Here is a 22,905-nt window from a genome sequence, read left to right as displayed (position 1 = left end):
CATGAACGGCAACCCGGCCCCGGCCACCCCCGGGCCCGCAGCGCCGCGCCAAGGCCAGGCACTGCCCGCGAGCCGACGGCGCTCTCCCGTCGGCTACTGGGCCGCCTTCGGGCTGGCCTGCCTGATCCTCCAGGGCGTGGTCTACGCACGCTGGATCATCGGCGGAGACGCCCACGCCCACTCCGCGCGGGGCTACAGCATCCCCCACGCCATGAAGGTCACCACCCACATCGGGCAGGGTACGGCGGGCCTGCTCTTCCTCGCGCTCACCGCGGTGGTGTGGCGGGAGTGCCGCACCCAGGGCCGCATCACCTTCAAAGCAGCCGTGTTCACCGGCTTCTGCTTCTCCTTCTGGAGCAATCCCTACGTCAGCCAGTTCCACTACGCGGCCGGGAACAACCGCTACGACCTCAACGTCGAGACGTGGGGGCCGTACCTCCCCGGCTGGCGGGGAGACACCCCCGCCGTCGAGTCCTTCCTGATGGAGATGGCCTACCCGGTGATGCTGCTCTGGCTCGTCGTCGCGCTGACCCTCGCCCGACTGTTCGGCCACCGCCGGCCGAACTGGGGGCGGGGGCGCCTCTTCGCCGCGACGACCCTGGCAATGCTGGTGTGCGAGCCCGTGCTCACCCACCTCTACCAGCGGCTCGGCGGATTCGCCTACCCACGCGCCCTGCCCGGCCACCTCACCCTCTTCGAGGGGCGGTGGTACCAACTGCCCGTGACCTCTACGCTCGCCGTCGTCGGATTCTTCATCGTGCCCCTCCTGGCCATGGTCCTGTACGCGCGGCCGGGCCACGAGGTCCACCTCTTCCGCGGCTGCGAACTCCTGCCCCGGCGGCTGCGCCCCTGGAGCCGACTGCTCGCCGGAGCCGGCCTGATGAACGCCTGCACCCTGGGCTTCCAGATCACCATGGCCCTCGTCTCCCTGGTCAGCCACCCGATCGACCTGCCGGGCTGGCTGGACCGGCCCGCCCGTTGACGCCCCGTCGGGAGACTTCGTGAACTCCGCAAGCCGCCACCCCGGCCCCCACCCGCCAGCACGCGGGCACGCCCTCGTCATCGGCGCCGGCATCGCGGGGCTGCTCTGCGCACGCGTACTCAGCGAGACCTTCGAGCGCGTCACCCTCGTCGAGCGCGACCACCTGCGCCGTGACACCCGGCCACGCCCGGGAGCGCCACAGGGGCGGCACGCACATGCCCTGCAGGCCCGGGGACTTCAGGCCTTCGAGGAACTCTTCCCCGGCCTGTCGCAGGAACTGACGCTCGCGGGAGCGCCGCCGGTGGACTTCTGCCGTGACACCCGCCTGCAGCTCCCGCACGGCGCGCCGCCTCCGCGCACCTCCGGCATCCGCGTCCAACCCGTCAGCCGGCCGCTTCTGGAGGAGACGGTACGGCGCCGCGTCGAGGACCTCGACGGTGTCCTGACCGTCGACACCCGCACCGTGACCGGTCTCATCGTCCCGCCGACCGGCCTCCGGGTGACCGGCCTCCGGGTCGAACGCCGCAGCTCTCGGCACGCGCGCTCGAACCCCGCCGAGGAGCTCCACGCGGACCTCGTCGTCGACGCCTCCGGACGCGGCACACACCTTCCGGACTGGCTCACCCGGCTCGGCCTGCCCGGCGTGCCCGAGACCGTCGTCGACGCCCGGGTCGGCTATGCCACCCGCGCCTACCGCACCGACCCCGAATCCGCCCCCGCCTGGCGTGCGCTGTTCGAACTGCCGTCACCGCCCCACCACCCCCGCGGCGCCGTCGCGCTCCGGATCGAGGGCGATCGGCTCCTGGTGACGCTGCAAGGAGCCGGCGGGGACCACCCGCCCACGGATGCCCAGGGGTTCGAGAGCTTCCTGGAATCCCTCTCCAGCGGACTGCACGGCGCGCTGCGGCCGCTGGAGCCCGAACCGTCCGTAGCCCGTTACGGACGGACGGCCAACCGACGCGCGCACTACCACCGGCTGCCCCGCTGGCCGGAAGGACTCGTCGTCCTCGGCGACGCGCTCTGCGCCTTCAACCCCGTCTATGCGCAGGGCATGACGATCGCCGCTCTGGAAGCGCAGGCCCTGGGGCAGCTGCTCACCTCCTGGCCGTCCGAGTCCCTGGACGGCCTCGCCCGTCAGGCGCAGCGGCGGATGGCCCGCCTCACCCTGTGGCCCTGGTTCCTCGCCACCCTGACGGATCGCGGCTGGGCGGACGGACGGCCTCCCGCCCACATCCGCGCGGGGCTGCGGTACCTGGAGCGCTGGCAACGCTCGGTGCCCCACAGCCCGCGCCTGCACCGGGACTTGGCACGAGTGACCAACTCCCTGGCCGGTCCCGCGACAGTCCTCCATCCCTTGCACCTCGCCGGCATCCTCGGCCCTCTGCCATGGGTCCGCCGCAGTCGAGGGACAGCGCCGGCACGGGAGTGACCCTGTCCGGGGCTCCCACTGGTGGGAGCAGGCTGATGCGGCACTGGCGAAGCTGACGCAGTCGCTGCTACCTCACGTGAACGAAGCCAACGCCTCGCCGGGATGAGGGAGGCGGCCGCGCAGGATGCCCTTGCCGTGCAGGCCGGCCCATACCCGGACGCCTGCTCGGGCGCGTCGCGCGCGGCGTCGTTGAACTCCCGCCTCGACCTCGCCACGGCGCCTGTGGTGCCCATCCAGCGTTCTGAGCAGCCAGCCCCGGGCGCAGCGGAATGATGCCCGATCACCTCGACCGCATCGCCAGCTGATTGACCAGACGAACACCACCGCTGCAAGCGGGTCGTCGTTGAGCCGCTGCGCGGGCGCTTTGCCCGCCGCAGCGGACACGGGACCGAGAAGGCCGTGCCCGACGTGATCACCGACGAGCACGGGGCAGCCAGCGCCAGCGCCTTGGCCGGCGCCTCTCTCCTGTTTCACGGATCTGCCACGTTCCCGATGCGGGGTACCACACGAGTTGGACTTGTCCCTGGTCTGGCCGGCGATGCGTCAGCTCGTCCAAGTCGAGTGCTGAGAGTGCCCTCAGTGCCTCGTCTGACGCATTCGACCAGAGGTAGAGCGCGATCCCCGCGTCCGGATCCTGAACGATGGCGAGGCCCGGCTCACCGCCTGGCTCAAGTGCGGAGTGCTGCGAGGAGCCCTCGACGCCGCTGCTCTCGCGGCCCCTGCGCAACAGTCGATGGACCAGCTGCCGGGCCTGCCCGTAAGCATCTTCGGCTACTTTGGACGCGATGGCCTGGACAAACGGCACGATCGCGGTGGTGACCACCGCCGTTATCACGACTGACCCGAGATCCGGCGCGGCCCCAGCCGCATGTCGGCGAGCTTCCTCGTCTTCGCGGCCCCGGAGCGCCAGGGCCTGTGCACGCCATTCAGCGGCCTCCTCGGCATGGCCGAGCTCGTGGTACAGGTCGGCGAGTTTCCCGGCGGCTCCTGACCATTTGGCGTCGTCTTCGGCCTCCTTCGCACACCTCAGCGCCTCGCTCGAACGACCCTGGCCTGCCTGCAGGGAGGCAAGGGCCGGGCGAGCGCTCGGGACGCCCTGGTCGATGGCCGATCGGTACCAGCGTTCCGCTTCGGCCGTCTCCCCCTTCGCTTCCAGGAGCTCGGCAAGCTCCAGCATTGAGTGCGGCGCGCCGCCCTCAGCAGCGCCCCGGAGCCAGAACTCGCGCTCGTGCGGATCGCGGTTGGCCATGGACACCAGGGCCGGGAGCCAGCCCGACTCCGCTGCTCGCCGGCACCACGCCTCCGACGCGGCCTCCTCGGTCTGACCACGCGGGCGCTTGTTCGCCGACTGATCCCAGTAGAAACGAGAAAGGTCGTACATTGACTCGGCGTCGCCGGCTTCCGCGCCGGCGAGAAGCCACCGCTCCGCCAAGCCGATCTCGTGACGCACGCGGTAGAAGTACCTGCCCAGCAGCCTCATTGCAGTTGGATCGCCTACCTCAGCGGCCAACTTGACGTTCGGATCCATCATGCCCGGCACGTTCGGTGCTGCCACTCGCCCTCCCGGATCCACGGCCTTGCCGTCGGCCCTCCCCTGGGCGACGTGGCACGGATGCCCGCAGGATAAGCGGTCACGGGTCAGCGATGAACCGGCTTTCCCAACTTCCAAAGAAGGACCAGAAGCCAGCAGCAACACAGCAACTGCGTAGCGGTAGCCCTGCGAACCACCGACCGATCGTCGGTCCGGTCCGGTGGCGCAGGGCAGTGCCCAACCCCGCCGACACCACCCAGACCCGGAACGCGGTGTGGCTCTACGAGCACTACAAGGGCGTGTTCCCGGCCGGCCTGAGCAACGAGTCCCGCCAGAGCCCGGTCCCCGGCATCGACGGCTCGCTCAGCACGGTGACCTCCATCGGCGGGCCGCAGTACGACGAGAACATGGCGTACTACCAGAACCTCCGCCTCTCCGGGAAGGACTTCTGGCTCTACTACTGCAACAACCCCACCGACAAGCACCTCAACCGCTACATCAGCTACCCGCTGTCCGACTCCCGGCTGACGCCGTGGATGGTGGCGTCCGCCGGCGGCAACGGCTTCCTGCACTGGGGCTGGAACATCTGGACCGACCCGTACAACAACTACGCCCCCCTCGACACCTTCAACGGCAGGATGGACGGCGACTTCTACCTCGTCCGTCCCGACAAGGCCACCTACGGCGTCTACGACAGCGTCCGCAGCGAGGCCCTGCTCGCCGGCATCCAGGACTACGAGCTGCTTCACCAGCTCTCCGCCACCAAGCCGGTGCTGGCCCGCGCCCTCATCGGCTCTCTGATCAGCGGCACCACCGCGTTCTCCACCTCCGGCGCGGCGGCCGACCAGCGGCACAAGCAGATCCTCGACGCGCTCGCCTCCCCCGCCCCGGACGCGGTCTTCCCGTTCGCCGACGACTTCGGCCCGGACAAGGACGCCGCCTGGCGCACCGCCCGCGGCTCCTGGTCGGCGGCCGGGGACGGCGGGTACGTGCAGGGTGACGCCAACTCCGGCTGGGACGTGGTCGCGGGGCTGACCGGCCGCGCGTACCAGGACGTCTCCGCCTCCGTCGACCTCCGGATCACCGGGGTCAGGCCCGACGGCGGCGACACCAACTGGGCGGGCATGGTGGTCCGCAACCAGAACCCGACCGAGTCGCAGACCGGGTACCTGGTCGCGCTGCGCAACAACGGCGAGGTGTTCGTCAACCGCAGCGGCGTCCCACTGGCGTCCGCCACGGTCCCGGGCTACGCCCCGGGCCAGACGGTCAGCCTGCGGGTGTCCGCCCAGGGCGGCACGATCACGGTCTACGCCGGGGCCGTCCAGCTGCTCACCGTGACCGACCAGGGCTACCCGGTCGGCGGCTTCGGCCTCGCCACCGGCGGGGCGTCCGCCCGCTTCGAGCACGTGCGGCTCGATCCGGGCACCGACCCGGCGCAGAACGCCGCCGTCACCACCTCCAGCACGTACGAGGGCGACGGGTGGAGCACGGCCGCACTGACCGACGGGCGCCGGGGCCTGGCCACCGGCACCAACGGCTGGAGCAGCAACACCACCGTGAACGCGGACCACAGCGAGTGGGCCCAGCTGGACCTCGGCTCGACCAGGCGGATCAGCCGGGTGGACCTCCACCCGCGCGCCGACGGTCCGGCCGCCGGCAAGGGCTTCCCGGTGGACTTCACCATCCAGGTCTCCGCGGACGGCTCCACCTGGTCGACCGTCGCCGACCGCAAGAACTACCCGAAGCCGTCGGACGCCTCCGTCCAGACCTTCCCGTTCCAGCCCGCCGACGTGCGCTTCGTCCGGGTGACAGGGACCAGGCTCGGCACCGACCCGAACGGCCACTACCGGATGCAGCTCGCCGAGATCGAGGCGGCGGGCAGCGAGCTGGCGGTCAACCGGCCGGTCCAGGCGTCGAGTTCGGCGGGCCCCTACAGCTGGCGGCCGGCCGCGGTCAACGACGGCGTCGCGAACTCCACCCTCGACCACTCGATGGGCTGGAGCAGTGCCCGCTCCGCCGGGGCGGTCGCGAACGAGTGGGTCACCGTGGACCTCCAGGGCCCCAGCCTGATCAGCCGGGTGAGCCTGACTCCGCGCACCGACGGTGCCAACACCGGTCTGGGCTTCCCGGTGGACTACACCGTCCAGGTCTCGGCGGACGGCAGCACCTGGTCGACCGTCGCCACCCGGACGGGCACGCCGCGCCCCGGCGCGGCGCCGCAGGTCCTCACCTTCGCTCCGACCACGGCCCGGTACGTGAAGGTCACCGGCACCCGGCTGAGCGCCGACCAGTTCGGCGACCACTACCTTCAGCTCGGTGAACTCGGCGTCAGCTGACCCCGGACCGCTCTCGGGCCCCTGACGGCACGGCGGTGTCCAGGGGTCGTTGCAGCACGTGGTTCGTCGTTCAGGCCGCGAGCAGTTCGTGCGGGCGCTCGGCTGGGGTCTCCCAGCCGAGCGCTTCGCGTGGCGGCCGTTGAGTTCGGCGGCGACGGCAGCGAGGTGTGCTGGGTCGTGGGCGGCCAGGTCGGTGCCCTTGGGGGAGCTTTGCCGCAGCGAGCCGTTGGCGCCTCCCTGCCCAGCGGCGAGTTCGCGTGGGGTGATGTGGTGCTGTCGGCGCCGAGCTTCATGCCGCCGGCGCCCGGTGCGGCCTCCGGACTCCCCGAGGCGTCCCAGCCCCGTCCCCTCGTCCCAGGGTCTGCTGGAGTCCCGCCTCGTGCCCGGTAGTGCTGGCACCGATCGCGGCTCCGGCACCCGGTCGGTGGCCGCTCTGGACATGCTCAGTGGTTCCGAGGTCCAGGTTCGGCCTCGGGGCGCCGTTGGCCCCCAAGGCCGAGGCCGCGTCAGCGGCACCATACCTCCGAAGGCGGCGCCAGAAACTGCCTGGCCTCTGGCCTCGACGCCGATGGCCCACACACCAGCAGGTGTGGGCCATCGGGTCCCGGGCCGTATCCGGGGCTGTCAGGCGGTGGCTCTGCCGAACAGGTGGTTGGCAGGAGCGTCCGGGTCGTCGCCGTAGAAGAACTCCGAGACCGCCTGGTGGAACTCGGTGCGGTCCAGCGCGCCGGAGCCGTCCCGGTCCAAGGCGGCGAAGACCTCGGCGCAGTCCTCGCCGGGAACGCCTGAGATCGAGTTGAACATCAGCTGGAACTCCGCCTGCTCGATCTTGCCGTTTCCGTTGAGGTCGACGAGGTCGAAGAAGCAGTTGCTGACCGGCTCGATCTGTTCCGGGAACCGGGCAGGGTCGGTCAGGGCCCGCTTGAAGCCTTCGGTCATCTCCCGCAGATCGACCTTTCCGTCACCGTCCTGGTCCATCGGGGCGATCACGTTCGTCCAGAACTCGTCCATCCCGTCGGTGAGCCGGCGGGCGGTCGCGGAGTCGGGCGCGGTGCCCCGGGCGGCGATGTAGCGCTCGCTCATCGCACGGACGTCCTGCCGGGTGATGAACCCGTCGCCGTCGGTGTCGGCGCCCCTGAACCACTGGCCGTACTTGAGGTCTCGAAGTGCACTCATGACTGCGCACAGTATTCACTCGGTTACCCATGCGCAAACGGGTGAGTGGGGTATCCCGCCGGGCCGGCCAGTGGCCGCGCGCTTGACGACGGCGAACCCGGGACACGCCCCGACGGGGTCGGGAGTTCTTCGTGTCAACGTTCGAGGTGTGGCGGCATGAAGGCGAGCACCTCCGGAAGAGGGCCGTCGTAGACCTCGACGTCGACCAGCGCGCTGTGCGCACTCGGCCCCTGGGACAGGCGCGAGCAGCCTCGATCGGCGGTGAGGGAGTTCGGATTGCCGTGGCGGTCCAGGGTTCCGCTCAGGCCCGGCCGGACCGGATCCCACCACGCTCCCGTGGACAGCTGGACGACGCCTGGCATGACGTCGTCCGACAGGACTGCGCCCGCCAGGCAACTGCCCCGGTCGTTGTGGACCCGCACGATCATGCCGCTTTCGATGCCGCGGGACGCGGCGTCCAGCGGATTGATCGTCACGGGCTCACGACCGAGGATCTTCGACTTGAGGCTGTGGCCGCCGTTGTCGTACTGGCTGTGCAGACGCGAGGCCGGCTGATTTGAAATCAGGTGCAGGGGGAATCGGTCCGACAGGCCGCCACGGAGCCACTCCACCGGTTCGAACCACGCCGGATGCCCGGTGCAGTCGTCGTAGCCGAACGAGTCGATCTCCTCGGAGAAGATCTCGATCCGACCCGACGGCGTCGTCAGGGGGAACCGCTGCGGATCTGAGCGCAGCGCCTCGAAGCTGCCGGGGAACGGTCCGCTCAGCGCCGGCAGCTCAGCGGTGGAGCTTCGCCAGAAGTCGTCGAAGCTTGGCAAGGCGGTGTCGTCGCCGAGGTTGGCCCTCGTCTGCTCGTAGAGGTGCCGGACCCATTCGATCTCGGAGCGCGACTTCGTGAACTCCTGCTCGTATCCGAGCCGGGAGGCCAGGGCGGTGAAGATGTGGTGGTCCGTGCGCGACTCACCCTGCGGCTCGCGGACCTTCGGCATCGCGACGAGGTGAGGGTCGGAGAACCCGGCGGCGAAGTCGTCGCGCTCGAGGCTGGTGGCGACGGGAAGGACGATGTCAGCGAACTTGGCCGTGGTGTTCCACCAGGCTTCGTGCACCACCACCGTGTCAGGAGTCTGCCAGGCGCGCGCCAGCCGGTGGAGATCCTGGTGGTGGTGGAACGGGTTGCCTCCGCACCAGTAGATCAGGCGAAGCTCGGGCAGGGTGAGGCGCCGGCCGTCGTAGTCGATGGTCTTGCCCGGATGCAGCAGGGTGTCGGCGATCCGTGCGACGGGGATGAAATCCGCAACAGGGTTGGGACCCTGGGGAATCGACGCCACGGAGGGCCGGCCGGGGGCGACACCGGTCGCGTCCATCGTCGCGTAGCCCGCGCCCCAGCCGCAGCCGGGCCGCCCCATCGAGCCCGCCATGGCAGCCAGCACGACCGACATCCAGACTGGCTGTTCGCCGTGGTCCGCCCGCTGTATCGCGTAGTTGACCATGATGAGGGAAGGTTGCGTGGTGAGGCGGCGCGCGAGGTCGGTGATCGTGTCGCGGCTGATGCCCGTGATCGTCGCCGCCCAGTCAGCGTCCTTCGGGACGCCGTCCAGGTCGCCGACCAGGTAGGAGGCGAAGCGGTCGAACCCGACGCAGCACCGGCGCAGGAAGTCTTCGTCGTGCCATCCGTTGACCAGCATCGTGTGGGCGATGCCGAGCATCGCGGCGGTGTCGGTGTTGGGAATGACGGGTAGCCACTCGGCGTCGAGGAGACCCGCGGCGTCGCTGCGGATGGGGCTGACGTTCACGAACCGCACCCCGGCTGCTCGGCACTTCCGTTGCAGCTCCTGCGTCTGGTGCCGGGCCAGCCCGCCCGGGTTGACCTGGCTGTTCTTCAGGGCCAGCCCTCCGAATGCCACCACCAGCTCACAGTTCTCGGCGATCTCGTCCCACATCGGCATCCGGGACTGGTAGCTCCACGGGGCCCCGCCGATCACATGGGGAAGGATGACCTCCAGAGCCGCAGTGCTGTACGTGTTGCGCGAGTCGGTGTATCCCCCGCCCAACGCCAGGAACCGGTGGAGCTGACCTTGCGCGTTGTGGAAGGCCCCCGCACTCGCCCAGCCGTACGATCCGCCGAACACCGCGCTGTCTCCGTGCTGGGCACGCACCCGACTCAGTTCCTCGCTCACCAGGGTGATCGCGTCGTCCCAACTCACCTCCACGAAGGCGTCCGTGCCCCTGGCCGTGTCGTGGACGCGTGGCAGACCGTTCAGCCAGCCCCTGCGGACCGCTGGGCGCAACACGCGAGCGCTGTCGTCGGCGGCCGTCACCATCCCGGGGCCGATGGGCGACGGCGCCGGGTCATCGCTCCTCGGCTCGATGCGCACCAACCGGCCAGAATCGACCACCGCGATGAAACTGCCCCAGTGCGTCGCAACCGACACGCGTCGTTCCACCGTGCATCAACTCCACCCCTGATGTTTGCCCGGCTCCCGGACAGCGGTTGCCTCCGCCGCCGGGCTCCACTTCACTCGGCGGGCCGCAGAACACAGGCTCCCCCTGCGGCCCGCCGCCCAACCCTGTAGGTGACGAGCCTTCCAAGGGCCGCACGGCAGCGCCGACCGACGCCCGGCAGGTCGCCAGCCCGTTCGGGCCAGCGGGTCAGCAGGAGGGAAGTCGAGGGCGCGAGAACGCAGGTGCGGCCCCTCATCCCCCGGGGCAGCCAGGAAGAACGTCACCGAAGTCGCCTCGTCCGCGGACTTCCGGGACGCGACGAGGAGCAGGCCGACGGCCACGCCGGCCTGCTCTGCGACCCGGCTGTCGGGCATGCCCTCACGGACCGCTCGCTGCACCATCGGGTGGACCCGCACGGAGCGGTGCCGGTCCGCCGGGTCGTGGTCGAGCAGGCTCCAGCGGTGTGACGATGCTCCCGCTACCTCCCGACGATGCCCTCGGTGCCGGTGGTGTGCTGCGCGGGCTCACGCGACCGCAGGTCACGGACGGCGGGACGGTGGACGTGCTGACCCGCCGCGACCGACTGCCCGATCCGGTCCGCCCGCTGACCACCTGGCGCGCCTCCAGGCCGTCGACCCCAGCTACCTGCCGCGCTCGGCGCGCTCGCCAACGTCCAGCCGCTCTGGGCCGCCCACGAGCCGCGGAGGGACGAGCTGACCATCCCGTTCCTCGGTCCCGAACGGGCCGCCTGGCAGTACCCGTTCGGCGGCCTGCTGCGGTCCGGCGCCACCCTGGCGGCGGGCAGCGACCGGCCGGCGGCCGTAGCCCGAGCGCCGGGCGCGTCCGCCGGGGTGGCGGACGCACCCGGCGTTCCGGGCATCCCCCGGCATTCCCGGCGCACCCCCGGCGTCCCCGCCCGCGCCGGGGAGCCGGACGGCGGAGCGGTGCCGCCCTACGCCTCCGCCTCCGCCTCCGCCTCCCGCAGCCAGTCCGGCGTGCGGAAGCCGCCGCCGCCGTACATGGGGAGCCGGACGGTGTCGCCGTAGCGGGCGAGCTGGGCCCAGGGGCGGTTGAGGCCGGCCGAACCGTGGCGGCGGACGCGGGTGACGGCGTCCAGGTCGAGGACGTCGACCAGGATCTCCTCGCCGGGGCCGGCCTGCTGGCGGACGATGCCCTCCGGGTCCACGACGACGCTGGCGCCGACGCCGGCCGGGTCGGCGGCATTGACGTTGACCACGTACACCTGGTTGGTCCAGGCGTTGGCGCGGGCGCAGACCAGCTCCATCTCCCGGTCGCGGGTGGTGGTGAGGGTGGGCTGGATGACGATCTCCGCGCCCAGCCAGGCGAGTTGGCGGTAGGTCTCGGGGAACGAGCCGTCGTAGCAGACGGCCAGGCCCACCCGGCCGGTACCGGGGATGTCGAAGACGGTGAACTCGTGGCCCGGGGCGGCGCGTTCGTACGGCTGCCAGGGGAAGACCTTGCGGTAGCGGGCCGCGATCTCGCCCTGCGGGGAGACGGCGATGGCGGTGTTGTAGACGAGCCCGTCCGCCGGATCCCGTTCGAAGAGGCTGCCGGGGACGAGCCAGAGGCCGGTCTCCACGGCGAGCGCGCAGATCCGGTCGGTGAGCGGGCCGGGGACGGTGACGGCGGCCCGCTCCATCCAGTCCGCGGGTGCCGGCCGCAGGAGCGGGCCTTCGGCCGCGAGCAGCAGTTCGGGAACGACGACGAGCTGGACGTGCGGGAAGAGCGCCCGCGTCGTGCGGACCTGGTCGGCGAAGCGCTGCCAGCTCGCTTCGAGGTCGTGGGTGACGGGCCTGGTCTGCAGGGCGGCGATGGCGAGCGTGCGCATGGTGTTCAGTCCTCCGTGGAGTCGGATGGGCGGTCGGCGTCGGTGGTAGAGGGGCGGGCGGTGGCAGAGGGGCGGGCGGTGGTAGAGAGACGGCCCGTGGCAGTGGCCGGGGCGCGGACATCGGTGTCGGTGTCGGTGACGGTGAGTCGGGCTACGGCCGTGCGGCCGTCGCGGAAGAAGCGGGGCAACCGGGCGCGCACGACCAGCATGGCGACCACTCCCCCGGCGATGGAGCCGACGCCCAGCAGGAAGACCCCGCCGACGCCGTGGAAGGAGGTGCTGCCGTAACCCGGGTCGAACATGTCGGCGGCGCTGCGGGCGAAGGCCGCGAGCATCAGCAGCCCGCCGAACAGGGGCAGGACGCCTCGCAGCAGCAGGTCCCGCGGTGAGTCGCGGAGTCGGCCGCGGAAGTACCAGACGCAGGCCAGTGCGGTGGTGCCGTAGTAGCAGGCGATGAGCAGGCCGACGCAGAGGATGGCGTCGCCGAGGAAGTGGCTCGACACCAGGGTGAGCAGGACGAGCAGGCCGGCCGCCGTCGCACCGAAGAAGACGGTGCCGAAGCCCGGCGTCAGGTGACGGGGGTGGATGCGGGCGAAGGCGCGCGGCAAGGCGCCGTGAGCCGCCATCGAGAGCGTGCCCCGCGAGGTGCCGACCAGGCAGGTGAGCAGCGCGGAGGCGGCCGAGACGCAGACGGCCAGCTGCATCACCCGGGCGAGCGCGTCACCGAGGACGGGTGGGGCGAGGGTGGCGAGGACGTCGGCGGCGTTGTCGGGGTTGCCGAGCCCGAGGCCGTCGGTGCCGGAGCCCGCGAAGGAGAGTGCGGCGAAGGCGGTGAACAGGTACGTCCCCAGCAGGACGAGGGTGGAGATCACGGCGGCCTGGCCGGGGACCCGGCCGCTGTCCCGGGTCTCCTCGTTGGTGGTGATCAGGGCGTCCCAGCCCCAGTAGATGAACAGGCAGAGCAGCACGGCCTGGGCGAACGGCCCGAAGCCGTCGAAGCCGAGCGGGTCGAGCCAGGCCAGTGACGGGGTGGCGGAGCCGGGCCGGGTGAGGGCGACGGCTCCGAAGCCGAGCAGCGCGATCAACTGGAGCCCGAGCAGCGCGTACTGGACGGCGGCCGCGACGCGCAGGCCGCGGTGGGCGATCGCGGTGAGACCGGCCAGTAGCAGGACGGCGGTCGTGGTGACGGTCGCGCCGTCGTCGGCGAGCGCGTGCAGACCGAGCAGAGCCAGCAGGTAGCCGGCGCTGACCTTGGCGAGGGCGGTCATCGCGATGACGGTGGCAGCCTGAGCGACCCAACCCCCGGCGAGCCAGCCGACGGCCGGCCCGAAGGCGCGGGTGGTCCAGACGAAGGTGGTGCCGCAGTCCGGCATCTCCCGGTTGAGCTCACGGAACGCGAAGGCGGTGAGCAGGATCGGCAGGAAGCCGAGCAGCAGCGCGGCCGGGGCGAGGTCCCCGGCGACGAGCGTCACGAAGCCCAGGGTGACGGCGATGCTGTAGGCCGGGGCGACGGAGGAGAGGCCGAGCGCGATCGAGGCGGCGAGGCCGACCGAGCCGGCCCGCAGGCCCTTTCCGGCGGGGGTGGGTGGTGGGCCCGGTCTGACGTCGGTAGCGCGGGGGTCGGGTGTCACGGCGGGCTCCTGGGGCGGTGGGGGGCACAGGGAGTTGTTAAACGCAGATTTAAGAGATAGCTGCTGTATCAGTCAAGAGCTGAGGAGGTATTGTTAAATCGAGATGCAACAGAACCAATGGAGGGAGAGGGAGTGGCGGCCAAGAAGGGCAGCGGCAAGGAGGCTCGCCGGGCCGAGCTGGGGGCGGCGGTGCAGCGGGCCCTGATGGTGCGGGGCCTGGAAGGACTGCGGCTGCGCGACATCGCGGAGGAGGCCGGGGTCACGCCGGCCGCCGTGCTCTACTACGGCGACCTCGACGGCCTGGTCCACGAGACCTACCAGCAGGCCATCGAGCGTTACAGCCGTGGGCGCGAGGAGGCGGCGGACGGCTTCGCCGACGCCCGCGACAAGCTCAGGGCCTGCATCGACAACGGCGTCGCCACCGGCCCGGACGACGCGCTGACCAGGCTGCTCTTCGAGTACTGGCCACGCTGCCTGCGTGACGCGAAGGCCGCCGCGCTGGACAGCGCTCTGACGGAACGTCAGATCGCCGTCTATTCGGCGATCCTGGTCCTCGGCGAGGCGCAGGGCCACTTCGTCCTCCCGGACCCCCCGCGCCTGCTGGCGGCCAACTTCGTGGCGATGGAGGACGGTTACCAGATGGAGGTACTCGCCGGTCGGCGCACCCGCGCCGAGGTGATCAGCGCACTGAACTCCTACGCCCGCGCCGTCACCGGCCACGACCCGGGCGTTCGGGCCTGAGGGGATCCCGGCGTCGCGCGCGCAGCGCTCGGAGGCCGGCGTTGTCGGTTCCGTCTCGGTCGAGGACTCCGGTGTGCCGGAGCCGGAGGCAGAGTCACGGTGCCGTCGATCGAACCCGCCCGCGCGGGTGCAGCACGGACGGGTTCGATCGTGCCGGTGTGGCGGCCCACGCCTACCGCGGACGTGCTCGCGGCGGACCACCAGCAGCTCCTCTCGGCGCTGACCGAACGCCGCACGGTCGAATGGCTGGTTACGTGCCAGGAGATCGTCCTCGTACTCGGGCTGGAGCTGTGCCCGGCAAGAAGAAGCCGACGGTCGGGGCCATCGCCGCGGATGAGGCGGGGTCGCGGCACGGTCACCCCTTTCGCCCGCCTCTCCGGCTCGCCGACCCGCGCCCGCCTCTCCGGCTCGCCGACCCACGCCGGCCTGGAGGTGGTGGCCGGCCCCGACGACCGGAACGCGATGTTCCGGCCACCAGCCGCAGCGTTCAAGTCGGTTGTGAAGAGAGTAAGTTCAACCGGACCTCGCCGCCGAAGCTCCGATGCCAGACTTGCCGACGCCTCGTCAGGGGTACGCGGCACATTCATCGCCGCTCCGGGACGGGGGACGGGCCGGGGCAGGCGTCCATGCTTGTGGGAGGGGAACAGTGGCACCTCGGGAATCCCTGCTCAAAGTCTACGGAGACCGGTCGTACCGGCACGTGACGATGGCCCGGCACCAGGGCACGACCATCGCGTTCGCGATGGACGCGGCGCGCCGGATCGTCTACTCCGTCCTCGACCTGTCCGGCCAGCAGACCAAGGGGGAGATCGACTCCGCGTACTGGAGCGAGAACCCCGCCGAACTCGCCTTCCCCCGTGAGCTGGCCGAGGTGGGGTACGCCGTCGTCGGGGCGACGGCGATGCCCACGGTCAAGCGGGGCGGAGCCGAGGCGGGCCCCGATGACCGGCCGACGGCCGCTGAGACCGACTCCTTCCTCTCCAGCACCGCGCGGCTGACGGCGGACGCGCCGTTCCACGTGGTCTCCGACGGCACCTACCTGGTGGTGCTGCGGCAGTCGATCGGCGCGACGCACACCGACGCGGTGCACAAGCTGACCGGCGGCGGCTGCTCGGGGGACGCCACCCGCGGCGACTACGTGCTCAGCGGAGCGAAGAAGGTGCCGCTGGTGCGCGACACCCTGCTGGTCGACCGGTTCCTGCTGGTGGACGGCAAGCTCAAGCCGGTCCTGGAGGTGCGCTTCAAGCGCAGCCGGCACGCCACCCGCCCCGAGTCGGCCAAGGACAGCCTGGGCACCGAGGACATGGAGGGCCGCCCCTTCCACGAGCCGACCCAGGAGCTGTCCTTCGTCCGGAACCTGACCCGCGGCCGGTTCGCCGCCGTGCTGGTGCCCACCGCGGTCAGCAACGTGCGGCGCTGGCAGCTGTTCGCCCACAACGACGCCACCGGGCGGGTCGACTGCTTCAACGTCGAGCAGGGCGCCCAGGGCCTGTTCAACACCCTCGGCACCCGCTTCTACACCAGCCCGGATCCGCTCTACCGGGACTCGGTGTTCGAACGCAGCCCGGGCACCTGTCCGTTCACCGGGCGCGAGCTGGTCCCGGTCACGGGCGCCGAGGGGCACGCGGAGACGGCGCTGCGGCTGACCGGTACCGGCCCCTGCGTCGACCTCGGCGACCCGGCGGCGCTGCGCTTCGGCGGCGAGCCCTACTCGGTCGAGGCCTGGATCAAGCCGAACTCCTACGACGGCCCGGTGCTCTGCCGGAAGGGGGAGTACCGGCTGAGCGTGGACCCCACCGGTTCGGTGGTGCTCACCCACACCGGGGCGCCGTCCCCGCTCACCTCCACCGATACCGTCCCCACCGACACCTACACCCACGTCGCCGCCACCTTCGACGGCACCACCGCGAAGCTGTACGTCAACGGCAATCCGGCCGGCAGCGGCGCGCTGCCCTTCACCCCGGCCACCGGCGTGAGCACCCTGGTCGGCAAGGACGGTGCGGGCGACCACTTCGACGGCGACCTCGACGAGCTTCGGATCTGGAACCGGGTGCGCTCCCAGGCCGAGCTCACCGCGGGCATGGGCCACCGGCTGATCGGCAACGAGCCGGGCCTGGTGGCCTACTACCGCTTCGACGAGGGTGCCGGCACCACCGCCTACGACCAGACGGACAACGCCCTGCACGGGACGCTCAGCGCCGACGCGCAGTGGACCGGCTCGGACGCCCCGGTCGGCGACCACCCCGGGGTGCGGCGCGACAGCTTCACCCTCAAGGGGCGCACGGTCGAGTCCGGCATGTCGGCCGTGCTCTACCACCAGCAGGAGAACGTCGTCGCCGGGTACCGCCCCGATCCCAAGCCCGCCAAGCGGCAGGCCCGGGTGATGCTGGCCTTCGCCGCCAAGGACGGCCAGGACCCGTACACGGCCGCCCTGGACTTCGCCGTCGGCCGCGACGGCCGGCTGGCCCAGGCCCCGGACGTGCTGGACCCGGCGGTGCTCAAGCGGCCGGTGAAGGGCCAGGACTCGGAGCAGATCAGCGCCCTGCAACAGACGATCAAGCGGCTGGAGCCGGAGATCGCCGACCTGCGGTCGAAGATCGCCCAGCTGGCCGGCGTAGCCGGCAAGGCGGCCGACCACCAGGCGGAACACGACCGCCTGCGGCCGGGGTTCGACGACCTCGAGAGGCGCTACCTGGCCGAGAGGGACCAGGTGACCGCCTACAACTACAACCTGGGGCTCAAGACCGAGCGGGTGGCGCCGAGCGGCTACCGGTGGCGGTGGCTGTTCGCCGCCAGCAATCCGGGCAGCAACGGCGTCGTGGTCTTCACGGAGGACAAGCCGGCCGACCCGCAGTCGAGGGCGGTCTGGCGGCTGGCGGCCGTCGGCCAGAGCCAGGACGGCAGGCCCTGCTACTGGCTGGTCTCCAGCAACACGGCCGGGCAGCGACTGCACGTCGTCGGCGACTCGACGGAGGAGAACGCCAAGCTGGACGCGGCCGCCCACGACCCGGCCAACGCCGCCATGCAGTTCATGCTCCTCACCGACAACAACGACGTCACCGCCACGCGCGAGGTCCGCCTCGTCAACCGGAAGAGCCGGCTTGCGATCGGCTCGCCCTCCGCCGTCCCGTACGCCCTCCTGTGTCAGTCGAGCGAGTGCCTCACCGCGGAATCGGGCCTGTTCCTCCTGGTCAACCTCGGCCTGACGTCGGGGCTGGACAAGCAGTACGGCCCGGCCAAGGCGGCGATGGACGAGCTGCGCAGGAAGCTCCAGGAGGCGATCACCGCCCAGCAGCGCACCGCCGAACTGCAGCTCAGGCTCACTGCCCGACAGGTCGAACTGCAAGCCGCTCAGAGCCGGTTGGCCGCACTGTCGACCGCCCTGCAGGGCGATGACGACCTGACGCTGGCCATGCCGCTGATCGCGGTGGACGCCACCGGCTTGAGCGTGTCCGGCAGCCTGCTCGAATTCGCCCGGGGCACCGACCGGCCGACGCTGTTGGACAGCGGCACCGGCAACCTCGTGCTGTACTTCCGCGGGGTCAACGAGCAGTTCTTCGCCGTGTACTACGACACCGCCGTCATCCGGGGCGCCCGGACGCTGGCCGGGGACGGCGGCACGCTCGCCTTCCTCGCCCGCGACCCGGCCGTCGCCCTGGACCCATGCACCATCCAGGTCAGCGACGGTGACGCGCCCGGCCGCTGCGACCTGACCGTCACCGTCGGGACGGACACCGAGACCTGGAGGTCCCTGCCGCGCAAGGCCGAGCTGATGGCGGCCGCGTTGGCCGGGAACCCCGGCCGGCCGGTGACGCTGGGCACGGTCGCACGGGTGACGGGCAGCACGGTGGAGTTCACCGCCGCCACCACCGTCGCCGTCCCGTCCAGGGCCCACCTGCTCATCGGCGGCACCAACCACGCCGCGTCCGCCGACGCCCCGATCGGCGCCAAGACCCTCACCCTCACCTCGGCGAGCACCGCGATCAAGCCCGGTGACAAGGTCAGCCTCGTCGCCTACGACTGGAGCCGGGCCCGGTCCAGCCGGCCCGGGGTCCTGCTGTCCGCCGGGTCCCGCTTGATCGGACTGACCACGGGCGGGGTCGACTCCGTGCCCAACGGCACGGCCAAGGCGTCCGTCACCGGCCGCGGCTGCCGCTGGCGCGCCGAGATGCCCGGCCGCGCCTTCCTGTTCGACGGCAAGGAGCAGTACCTGACGCTCCCCGCCGCGAAGCACCAGGCCGTCACCCCGGGCGGGGACCTGAGCCTGGAGGCGTGGGTCCACCCCGAGACCGGACAGGGCCGGCTCGTCCACGGCAAGACGGACGGGGCGTCCTACTCGCTGGCGCTCGGTGCCGCCGGTCTCCCCGTGTGGCAGTTCCTCGGCAACTCCAAGGTCGAGCTGACCGCCTCGCTCGACCTGTCGAACCGCGACTTCACCGTCGAGCTGTGGGCCAAGCGGGACAATGCCCGCAGCGTCCGGGAGCCACTGCTGACCCACGGCCTCCCGGGGGGCGGCCGGGACCGGACGCTGCACCTGCACTTCGAGCCGGACAACACCTTCGGTTTCGCGCTGTTCGACGACGACCTGACCACCACTCAGGCGTACTCCGACCTGGAGTGGCACCACTGGGCCGCGGTGTACAGGAACGCCACCCGGGAGCAGATCCTCTACCGGGACGGCGTCGAGGTCGCCCGGCGCACCGCCACCGGAGCCTATGCCGGCAACGGCCCGCTGGTCCTGGGCCACCAGCAGTTCACCGGTGCCCACCTCTACGGCCAGATCGACGAGGTCCGCGTCTTCGGGCGGGTCCGCACCCCGGAGGAGATCACCGCCCAGCGCTACCAGCGGCTGTCCGGACTGGAGCCCGGCCTGCTGGGCCACTGGAACTTCGAGGGCTCCAACGACACGGCCTCCCCGATCAAGGGCTACCAGGTGGTCGCGCGGGTCGGCGGCCAGGTGGTGCGTTCGGCCGAGCGCTTCCCGTGCAACGAGTGGGGGCACGTCGCCGCGACCTTCACCCAGTCCTGGGCGGTGCGCCTGGACGGCGGCGAGGGCCTGTCGGTGGCCTCGCAGGACTCGCTGAACATCCTGGAGGACCTCACCATCGAGGCGTTCGTCCAGGTCGAACAGCTGGGCAAGCCCATGGTCCTGGTCGCCAAGGGAGCGGCGATCGACGGCGGCCGTGACGGAGTCCCGTACCAGCTGGGCATCCGGGCCGACGGCCGGGTGGAGTTCGCCTTCGCCGACGCCGACGGCAAGGCCAACCGGTACACCACCGGCCAGGCCGTCAAGCCCGGCACCTTCCACCGCCTCACCGTGGTGCGCGAGCGCCTCAGCCCCGAGGTCCGCACCACCGCGACGCTGACCGAGAGCAGCCCGCCGGTGCAGCAGATCCGCCTCTACTTCGACGGCGTGTCGGCCGGCACCACCCTGTACAGCGGCCCCGGTCCGCAGTCCAACACCAGCCCGCTGGAGATGGGCCGGGGACTGCGCGGCGTCCTGTGCGAGGTGCGGCTGTGGAACACCGCGCGCACCGCCCCGCAGCTCGGACTGCCGGTCGGACCGCGCGACAAGGGCCTGCTGGCCTGCTGGCCCTTCAACGAGAACACCGGCAACGTCACCCACGACGTCGGCGGCTCCTTCCCGGCGAAGCTGCGCGGCGCCCGCTGGACCCGCGACCCCGACCCCAGGGCCAGCGCCCTGCGCCTCTACCGCAACGGCGAGGCGCTGTCCGAGGGCCCGGTGACCGCCCAGGACAGCGACGCCTGGGGCGATGCCCAGCTCACCCTGGGCGGTCGCCTGGTGGGCGGCAAGCCCAGCGAACTGCTGACCGGCACCCTGGAGGAGGTGCGGATCTGGCGCACCGTCCGCACCCGGGAGCAGATCTCCGACAACCTGTTCACCCGCCTGCGCGGCGACAAGCAGGACCTGCTCGGCTACTGGCCGTTCGACCGGGACTCCACCGCCGCCGGCGCCGCCTCGGTGCGCGACGAAGGCCTGCGCGGCAACGACCTGGACTTCTCCCCGAAGCGGCCGCGCGTCCTGCTCTCCACCGCACCCATCTCCGCCGACACCGCGCAGGTCCGCTCGGCCCTCGCCGACGTGCGCACCCCCTTCCACAGCACCGTCGCCGGCTCCCCCGGCGCCACCGAGTACGCCGACCTCCAGTACGACGCCCGGGGCCAGGCGCTCGGCGTGCTCAAGCGCTGCTACGGCTTCGTCCGCGACGGCCGCTGGCACCTGATCACCGGCTACAAGGTGGGCGACCTGGTCACCGAATGGGTCGGCCAGGCCCAGTTCGACCCGCAGCTCATGGGCTACGTCGAGGGCGCCCCGCCGGTGCCGTCGGAGAACCTCACCGACAAGTCCGACGGCTACGCCGCCGCCTCCTCGGTGGAGTTCGGCGAGGCCGAGCAGGTGGTGCAGGCCCTGTCCTCCAGCCGGACCCGGAGCGTCGACACCGCCTTCAACTTCTCCTTCGGCGGCGAGACCGACGCCGGCACCATGACCGTCACCGCGCCCCTCGGCGTCGGCACCGCGACCCCCGCGGCCAACTTCCAGCTGAAGCTCGCCGCGACGGGCAGCCTCGAGTACTCCAACACCTGGAGCGAGGACACCAGGATCAGCCAGGGCAGGAACACCGCCCGAAAGACGAAGCTCGCGCTGAGCGGCTACGTCGAGGACCCCGCCAAGGTGCTCAACCCCGCCGTCGGCCGCCGCTACGTGCCCGCCAACACCGGCATGGCGCTGGTCCAGTCGCAGACCGCCGACATCTTCGCGCTGCGCCTGGCCACACCGGCGCCCTGGTCGCCTACCGGATGATGCCCAACCCCGACATCCCGCCGGACTGGAATGTCATCCACTTCCCGATCAACCCCCGCTACACCAAGCAGGGCACCCTGGACGGCACGGTCGGCTTCAACGACAACGGCAAGGTCCTCGACCCCGACTACCCGACGGCCAAGGACTACGGCGAGTACAGCTACTTCAAGCCGCGGGACGCCTACGCGCTCAAGCGCCGCGTCACCCGCGACCAGCAGCGGCTGCAGGCCTACTACGAGTCGATCTCCACCGAGGTCGGCCACCACACGAGCGACGACCAGGCCAAGGAACAGGCCAAGACGGCCCTTCGCTCGATGGGCGTGTCCGTCGGCCCGGACGGCCGCCGCACCACCGCCGGCAGCAAGACCGCCACCGGCTTCTCGCACCGGGACCTGGTCAACACCTACGTGTGGACGGCCCAGGGCGGCTTCTTCGCCGAGACCACCGAGGCCACCGACGCCGTCAGCGAGACGACCTCCGGCTCCTACACCTACAGCAGCAAATTCGGCGGCTCCTTCGACTTCAGCTTCGGCGTCCTCGGCATCGGCTTCACCGCCCACCTGGACGCCTCCAGGGGCGGCGGCTTCAGCGTCACCCGGGCCAGGAGCAGGGACACCTCCCGCAGCTTCGGCCTCGACGTCCAGTGCGCGCCGTCCGGGGACCTCCAGCGCCGGGACAAGGACGGCAAGCCCGTCTACGACGCGGCCGGAAAGCCCGTCCTGGTGCCGGGCAAGGTGGACGCCTACCGCTTCCTCAGCTTCTACCTCGGCGAGAACAGCGCCAACTTCGACGACTTCTACCACAAGGTCGTCGACCCGGTCTGGCTGTCGAACAGCGACGCGCCCGACGCCGCGGCCCTGCGGCAGACCCGCCAGAACTCCGCCAAGCCCCCGTGCTGGCGCGTCCTGCACCGGGTCACCTACGTCAGCCGGGTGCTCGCACCCGTCCCGCCGCCCACCGCGCCGCCGCTGGAGAGGGCGATGCGCGCCGAGAACATCGACAGCAACTACGAGCTGATCAAGCGCCTCGAACCCCACGTCCGCCCCGCCGCCACCAGCAGCGCCGGCCTGGCCGCCGCCACCCGCGAAGCCCTCGCCACCCAGCTGCCCGAACTCGTCCCCCACGCGCCCGAGATCATCGACTACCTCACCCGCTACTTCGGAGTAGAGAACTGACACCCGCCCGGCCCTCCGGCAACACCGGAGGGCCGGGCACCCTCCCTGGCGCAGGGCGAGGTGACCGACCGGCGTCGGCCTCCTCGGACCGCACCGGACACCGCCGATCTGGGGACCTGGGGACCTGGGGACCCGGGGACCCGGCTGGTCAGCGTCGCCCTCACCCGGCCTTCGCCTGGCCCGCCAGCCGGCCGCAGAACGGCGCCGCCCCTGGGAACGTTCCGCGGCCTGTCGTCCTGTCCGCTCCGGTCAGGGGCCCGCGAAGTGGGCGTGCTGCAAAATGCGGACGGCCTGCTGGGTGGCCGGGTCGCCGAGATAGTAGCCCTCGTCCCCCGCGACCCAGCCGTCTCCGCCGTCCAGGCCCCCTCGACCCAGCCGACCGGGCGTCGAGGGCCTCGCTTCGGTCGCTGTGCAGGAGGGGCCGGCCGAGGCGGCCGAGCAGCGGTTCGGCCCGGCCGCCTCGGCCAGGTGCAGCACCGCGATCCAGCCGTCCCGGCCCCACGGACGGTCGTCGAGCGGCGCGGCCCAGCCGACCCTCACCCCCCTTGGTGGTGGAGCTGGTGAACGCCGGCAGCTTCCGGCGCGGACCAGGACGACGTGGTCCAGCCCTCACCGGAGGTGCCCGCCAGGGCGCCTGTGCGGTCCGGGGGCCCGAAGCGGCGCACCGGGTCGGAGGTGGCGCGCAGCACGGCGTCGGGCTGCAGGCCGGTGTCGTCCGGGTGGCTGGACGAGGGCCAGCGGGATCAGCACGAGCCACGCGAAGCGCATCAGCTGGTCCTCCCGCAGTCGC

The 22,905-nt window shown here is 71.6% G+C and carries 12 protein-coding genes and 2 pseudogenes; 7 read left to right on the top strand and 7 right to left on the bottom strand.

Annotated features, from left to right (window positions below; translation table 11 throughout):
• Nucleotide 1: 1 nt before the first annotated feature.
• Nucleotides 2–982, top strand: a complete 981-nt coding sequence (locus ABZ495_RS26190; RefSeq protein WP_359838380.1) for a spirocyclase AveC family protein — start codon at nucleotides 2–4, stop codon at nucleotides 980–982.
• Nucleotides 983–1,001: 19 nt separating this feature from the next.
• On the top strand, nucleotides 1,002–2,411 hold the full coding sequence (locus tag ABZ495_RS26185; protein WP_359838378.1) for a monooxygenase: 1,410 nt from the start codon (nucleotides 1,002–1,004) through the stop codon (nucleotides 2,409–2,411).
• A 412-nt stretch (nucleotides 2,412–2,823) separates the two neighbouring features.
• Here ABZ495_RS26185 and ABZ495_RS26180 read toward each other — a convergent pair whose 3' ends face one another.
• Complete coding sequence (locus tag ABZ495_RS26180; RefSeq protein WP_359838377.1) at nucleotides 2,824–3,966, bottom strand: hypothetical protein; 1,143 nt, start codon at nucleotides 3,964–3,966, stop codon at nucleotides 2,824–2,826.
• Nucleotides 3,967–4,175: 209 nt separating this feature from the next.
• Here ABZ495_RS26180 and ABZ495_RS26175 point away from each other — a divergent pair, with 209 nt between their 5' ends.
• Nucleotides 4,176–6,278, top strand: a complete 2,103-nt coding sequence (locus ABZ495_RS26175; RefSeq protein WP_359838375.1) for a discoidin domain-containing protein — start codon at nucleotides 4,176–4,178, stop codon at nucleotides 6,276–6,278.
• Nucleotides 6,279–6,348: 70 nt separating this feature from the next.
• Here the strand turns inward: ABZ495_RS26175 and ABZ495_RS26170 are convergent.
• The 3 genes and pseudogenes from ABZ495_RS26170 to ABZ495_RS26160 all read right to left on the bottom strand — a co-directional run.
• Nucleotides 6,349–6,506, bottom strand: a pseudogene (locus tag ABZ495_RS26170) (IS30 family transposase); the annotation flags it as partial.
• Between the two features lie 396 nt (nucleotides 6,507–6,902).
• Nucleotides 6,903–7,454: an EF-hand domain-containing protein gene (locus ABZ495_RS26165; RefSeq protein WP_359838373.1), complete on the bottom strand. Its 552-nt coding sequence runs from the start codon at nucleotides 7,452–7,454 to the stop codon at nucleotides 6,903–6,905.
• A gap of 134 nt (nucleotides 7,455–7,588) precedes the next feature.
• Nucleotides 7,589–9,898 (bottom strand): molybdopterin-dependent oxidoreductase, encoded by a 2,310-nt coding sequence (locus tag ABZ495_RS26160; RefSeq protein ID WP_359838371.1) that lies wholly within the window; start codon nucleotides 9,896–9,898, stop codon nucleotides 7,589–7,591.
• A gap of 607 nt (nucleotides 9,899–10,505) precedes the next feature.
• Between ABZ495_RS26160 and ABZ495_RS26155 the strand changes: the two are divergent.
• Nucleotides 10,506–10,705, top strand: a pseudogene (locus ABZ495_RS26155) (amidohydrolase); the annotation flags it as partial.
• A 143-nt stretch (nucleotides 10,706–10,848) separates the two neighbouring features.
• On the opposite strand, the gene ABZ495_RS26150 reads toward ABZ495_RS26155, so the two are convergent.
• Both ABZ495_RS26150 and ABZ495_RS26145 read right to left on the bottom strand, forming a co-directional pair.
• The gene (locus tag ABZ495_RS26150) at nucleotides 10,849–11,745 is read right to left on the bottom strand and encodes a carbon-nitrogen hydrolase family protein (RefSeq protein WP_359811996.1); all 897 of its coding nucleotides are present in this window, start codon (nucleotides 11,743–11,745) and stop codon (nucleotides 10,849–10,851) included.
• A gap of 5 nt (nucleotides 11,746–11,750) precedes the next feature.
• Complete coding sequence (locus ABZ495_RS26145; RefSeq protein ID WP_359838369.1) at nucleotides 11,751–13,376, bottom strand: APC family permease; 1,626 nt, start codon at nucleotides 13,374–13,376, stop codon at nucleotides 11,751–11,753.
• 132 nt (nucleotides 13,377–13,508) lie between these two features.
• On the opposite strand from ABZ495_RS26145, the gene ABZ495_RS26140 reads away from it, so the two are divergent.
• The 3 genes from ABZ495_RS26140 to ABZ495_RS26130 all read left to right on the top strand — a co-directional run bounded on the left by ABZ495_RS26140 (nucleotide 13,509) and on the right by ABZ495_RS26130 (nucleotide 22,115).
• Complete coding sequence (locus ABZ495_RS26140; protein WP_359811990.1) at nucleotides 13,509–14,117, top strand: TetR/AcrR family transcriptional regulator; 609 nt, start codon at nucleotides 13,509–13,511, stop codon at nucleotides 14,115–14,117.
• Between the two features lie 646 nt (nucleotides 14,118–14,763).
• Nucleotides 14,764–20,940 (top strand): LamG-like jellyroll fold domain-containing protein, encoded by a 6,177-nt coding sequence (locus ABZ495_RS26135; RefSeq protein WP_359838367.1) that lies wholly within the window; start codon nucleotides 14,764–14,766, stop codon nucleotides 20,938–20,940.
• Nucleotides 20,940–22,115 carry a hypothetical protein gene (locus ABZ495_RS26130; RefSeq protein WP_359811984.1) on the top strand — a complete coding sequence of 392 codons (1,176 nt, stop codon included), beginning with the start codon at nucleotides 20,940–20,942 and terminating at the stop codon, nucleotides 22,113–22,115. The genes ABZ495_RS26135 and ABZ495_RS26130 overlap by 1 nt, the downstream gene beginning before the upstream one ends.
• 249 nt (nucleotides 22,116–22,364) lie before the next feature.
• On the opposite strand, the gene ABZ495_RS26125 is transcribed toward ABZ495_RS26130, so the two are convergent.
• A complete protein-coding gene (locus tag ABZ495_RS26125) occupies nucleotides 22,365–22,655 on the bottom strand; it encodes a hypothetical protein (RefSeq protein WP_359838365.1) in 291 nt (96 codons plus the stop codon).
• Nucleotides 22,656–22,905 lie beyond the last annotated feature (250 nt).

The sequence above is a fragment of the Kitasatospora sp. NPDC005748 genome (genome assembly GCF_040630735.1).
Taxonomy (GTDB): Bacteria; Actinomycetota; Actinomycetes; order Streptomycetales; family Streptomycetaceae; genus Kitasatospora.
This window is presented reverse-complemented; position numbering and strand designations above follow the sequence as displayed.

What these genes read in the sequence shown, in the direction of transcription:
- ABZ495_RS26190 (WP_359838380.1), top strand. Translation starts at nt 2, where the DNA reads ATGAACGGCAACCCGGCCCCGGCCACCCCCGGGCCCGCAGCGCCGCGC.
- ABZ495_RS26165 (WP_359838373.1), bottom strand. Translation starts at nt 7,454, where the DNA reads ATGAGTGCACTTCGAGACCTCAAGTACGGCCAGTGGTTCAGGGGCGCC.
- ABZ495_RS26150 (WP_359811996.1), bottom strand. Translation starts at nt 11,745, where the DNA reads ATGCGCACGCTCGCCATCGCCGCCCTGCAGACCAGGCCCGTCACCCAC.
- ABZ495_RS26130 (WP_359811984.1), top strand. Translation starts at nt 20,940, where the DNA reads ATGCCCAACCCCGACATCCCGCCGGACTGGAATGTCATCCACTTCCCG.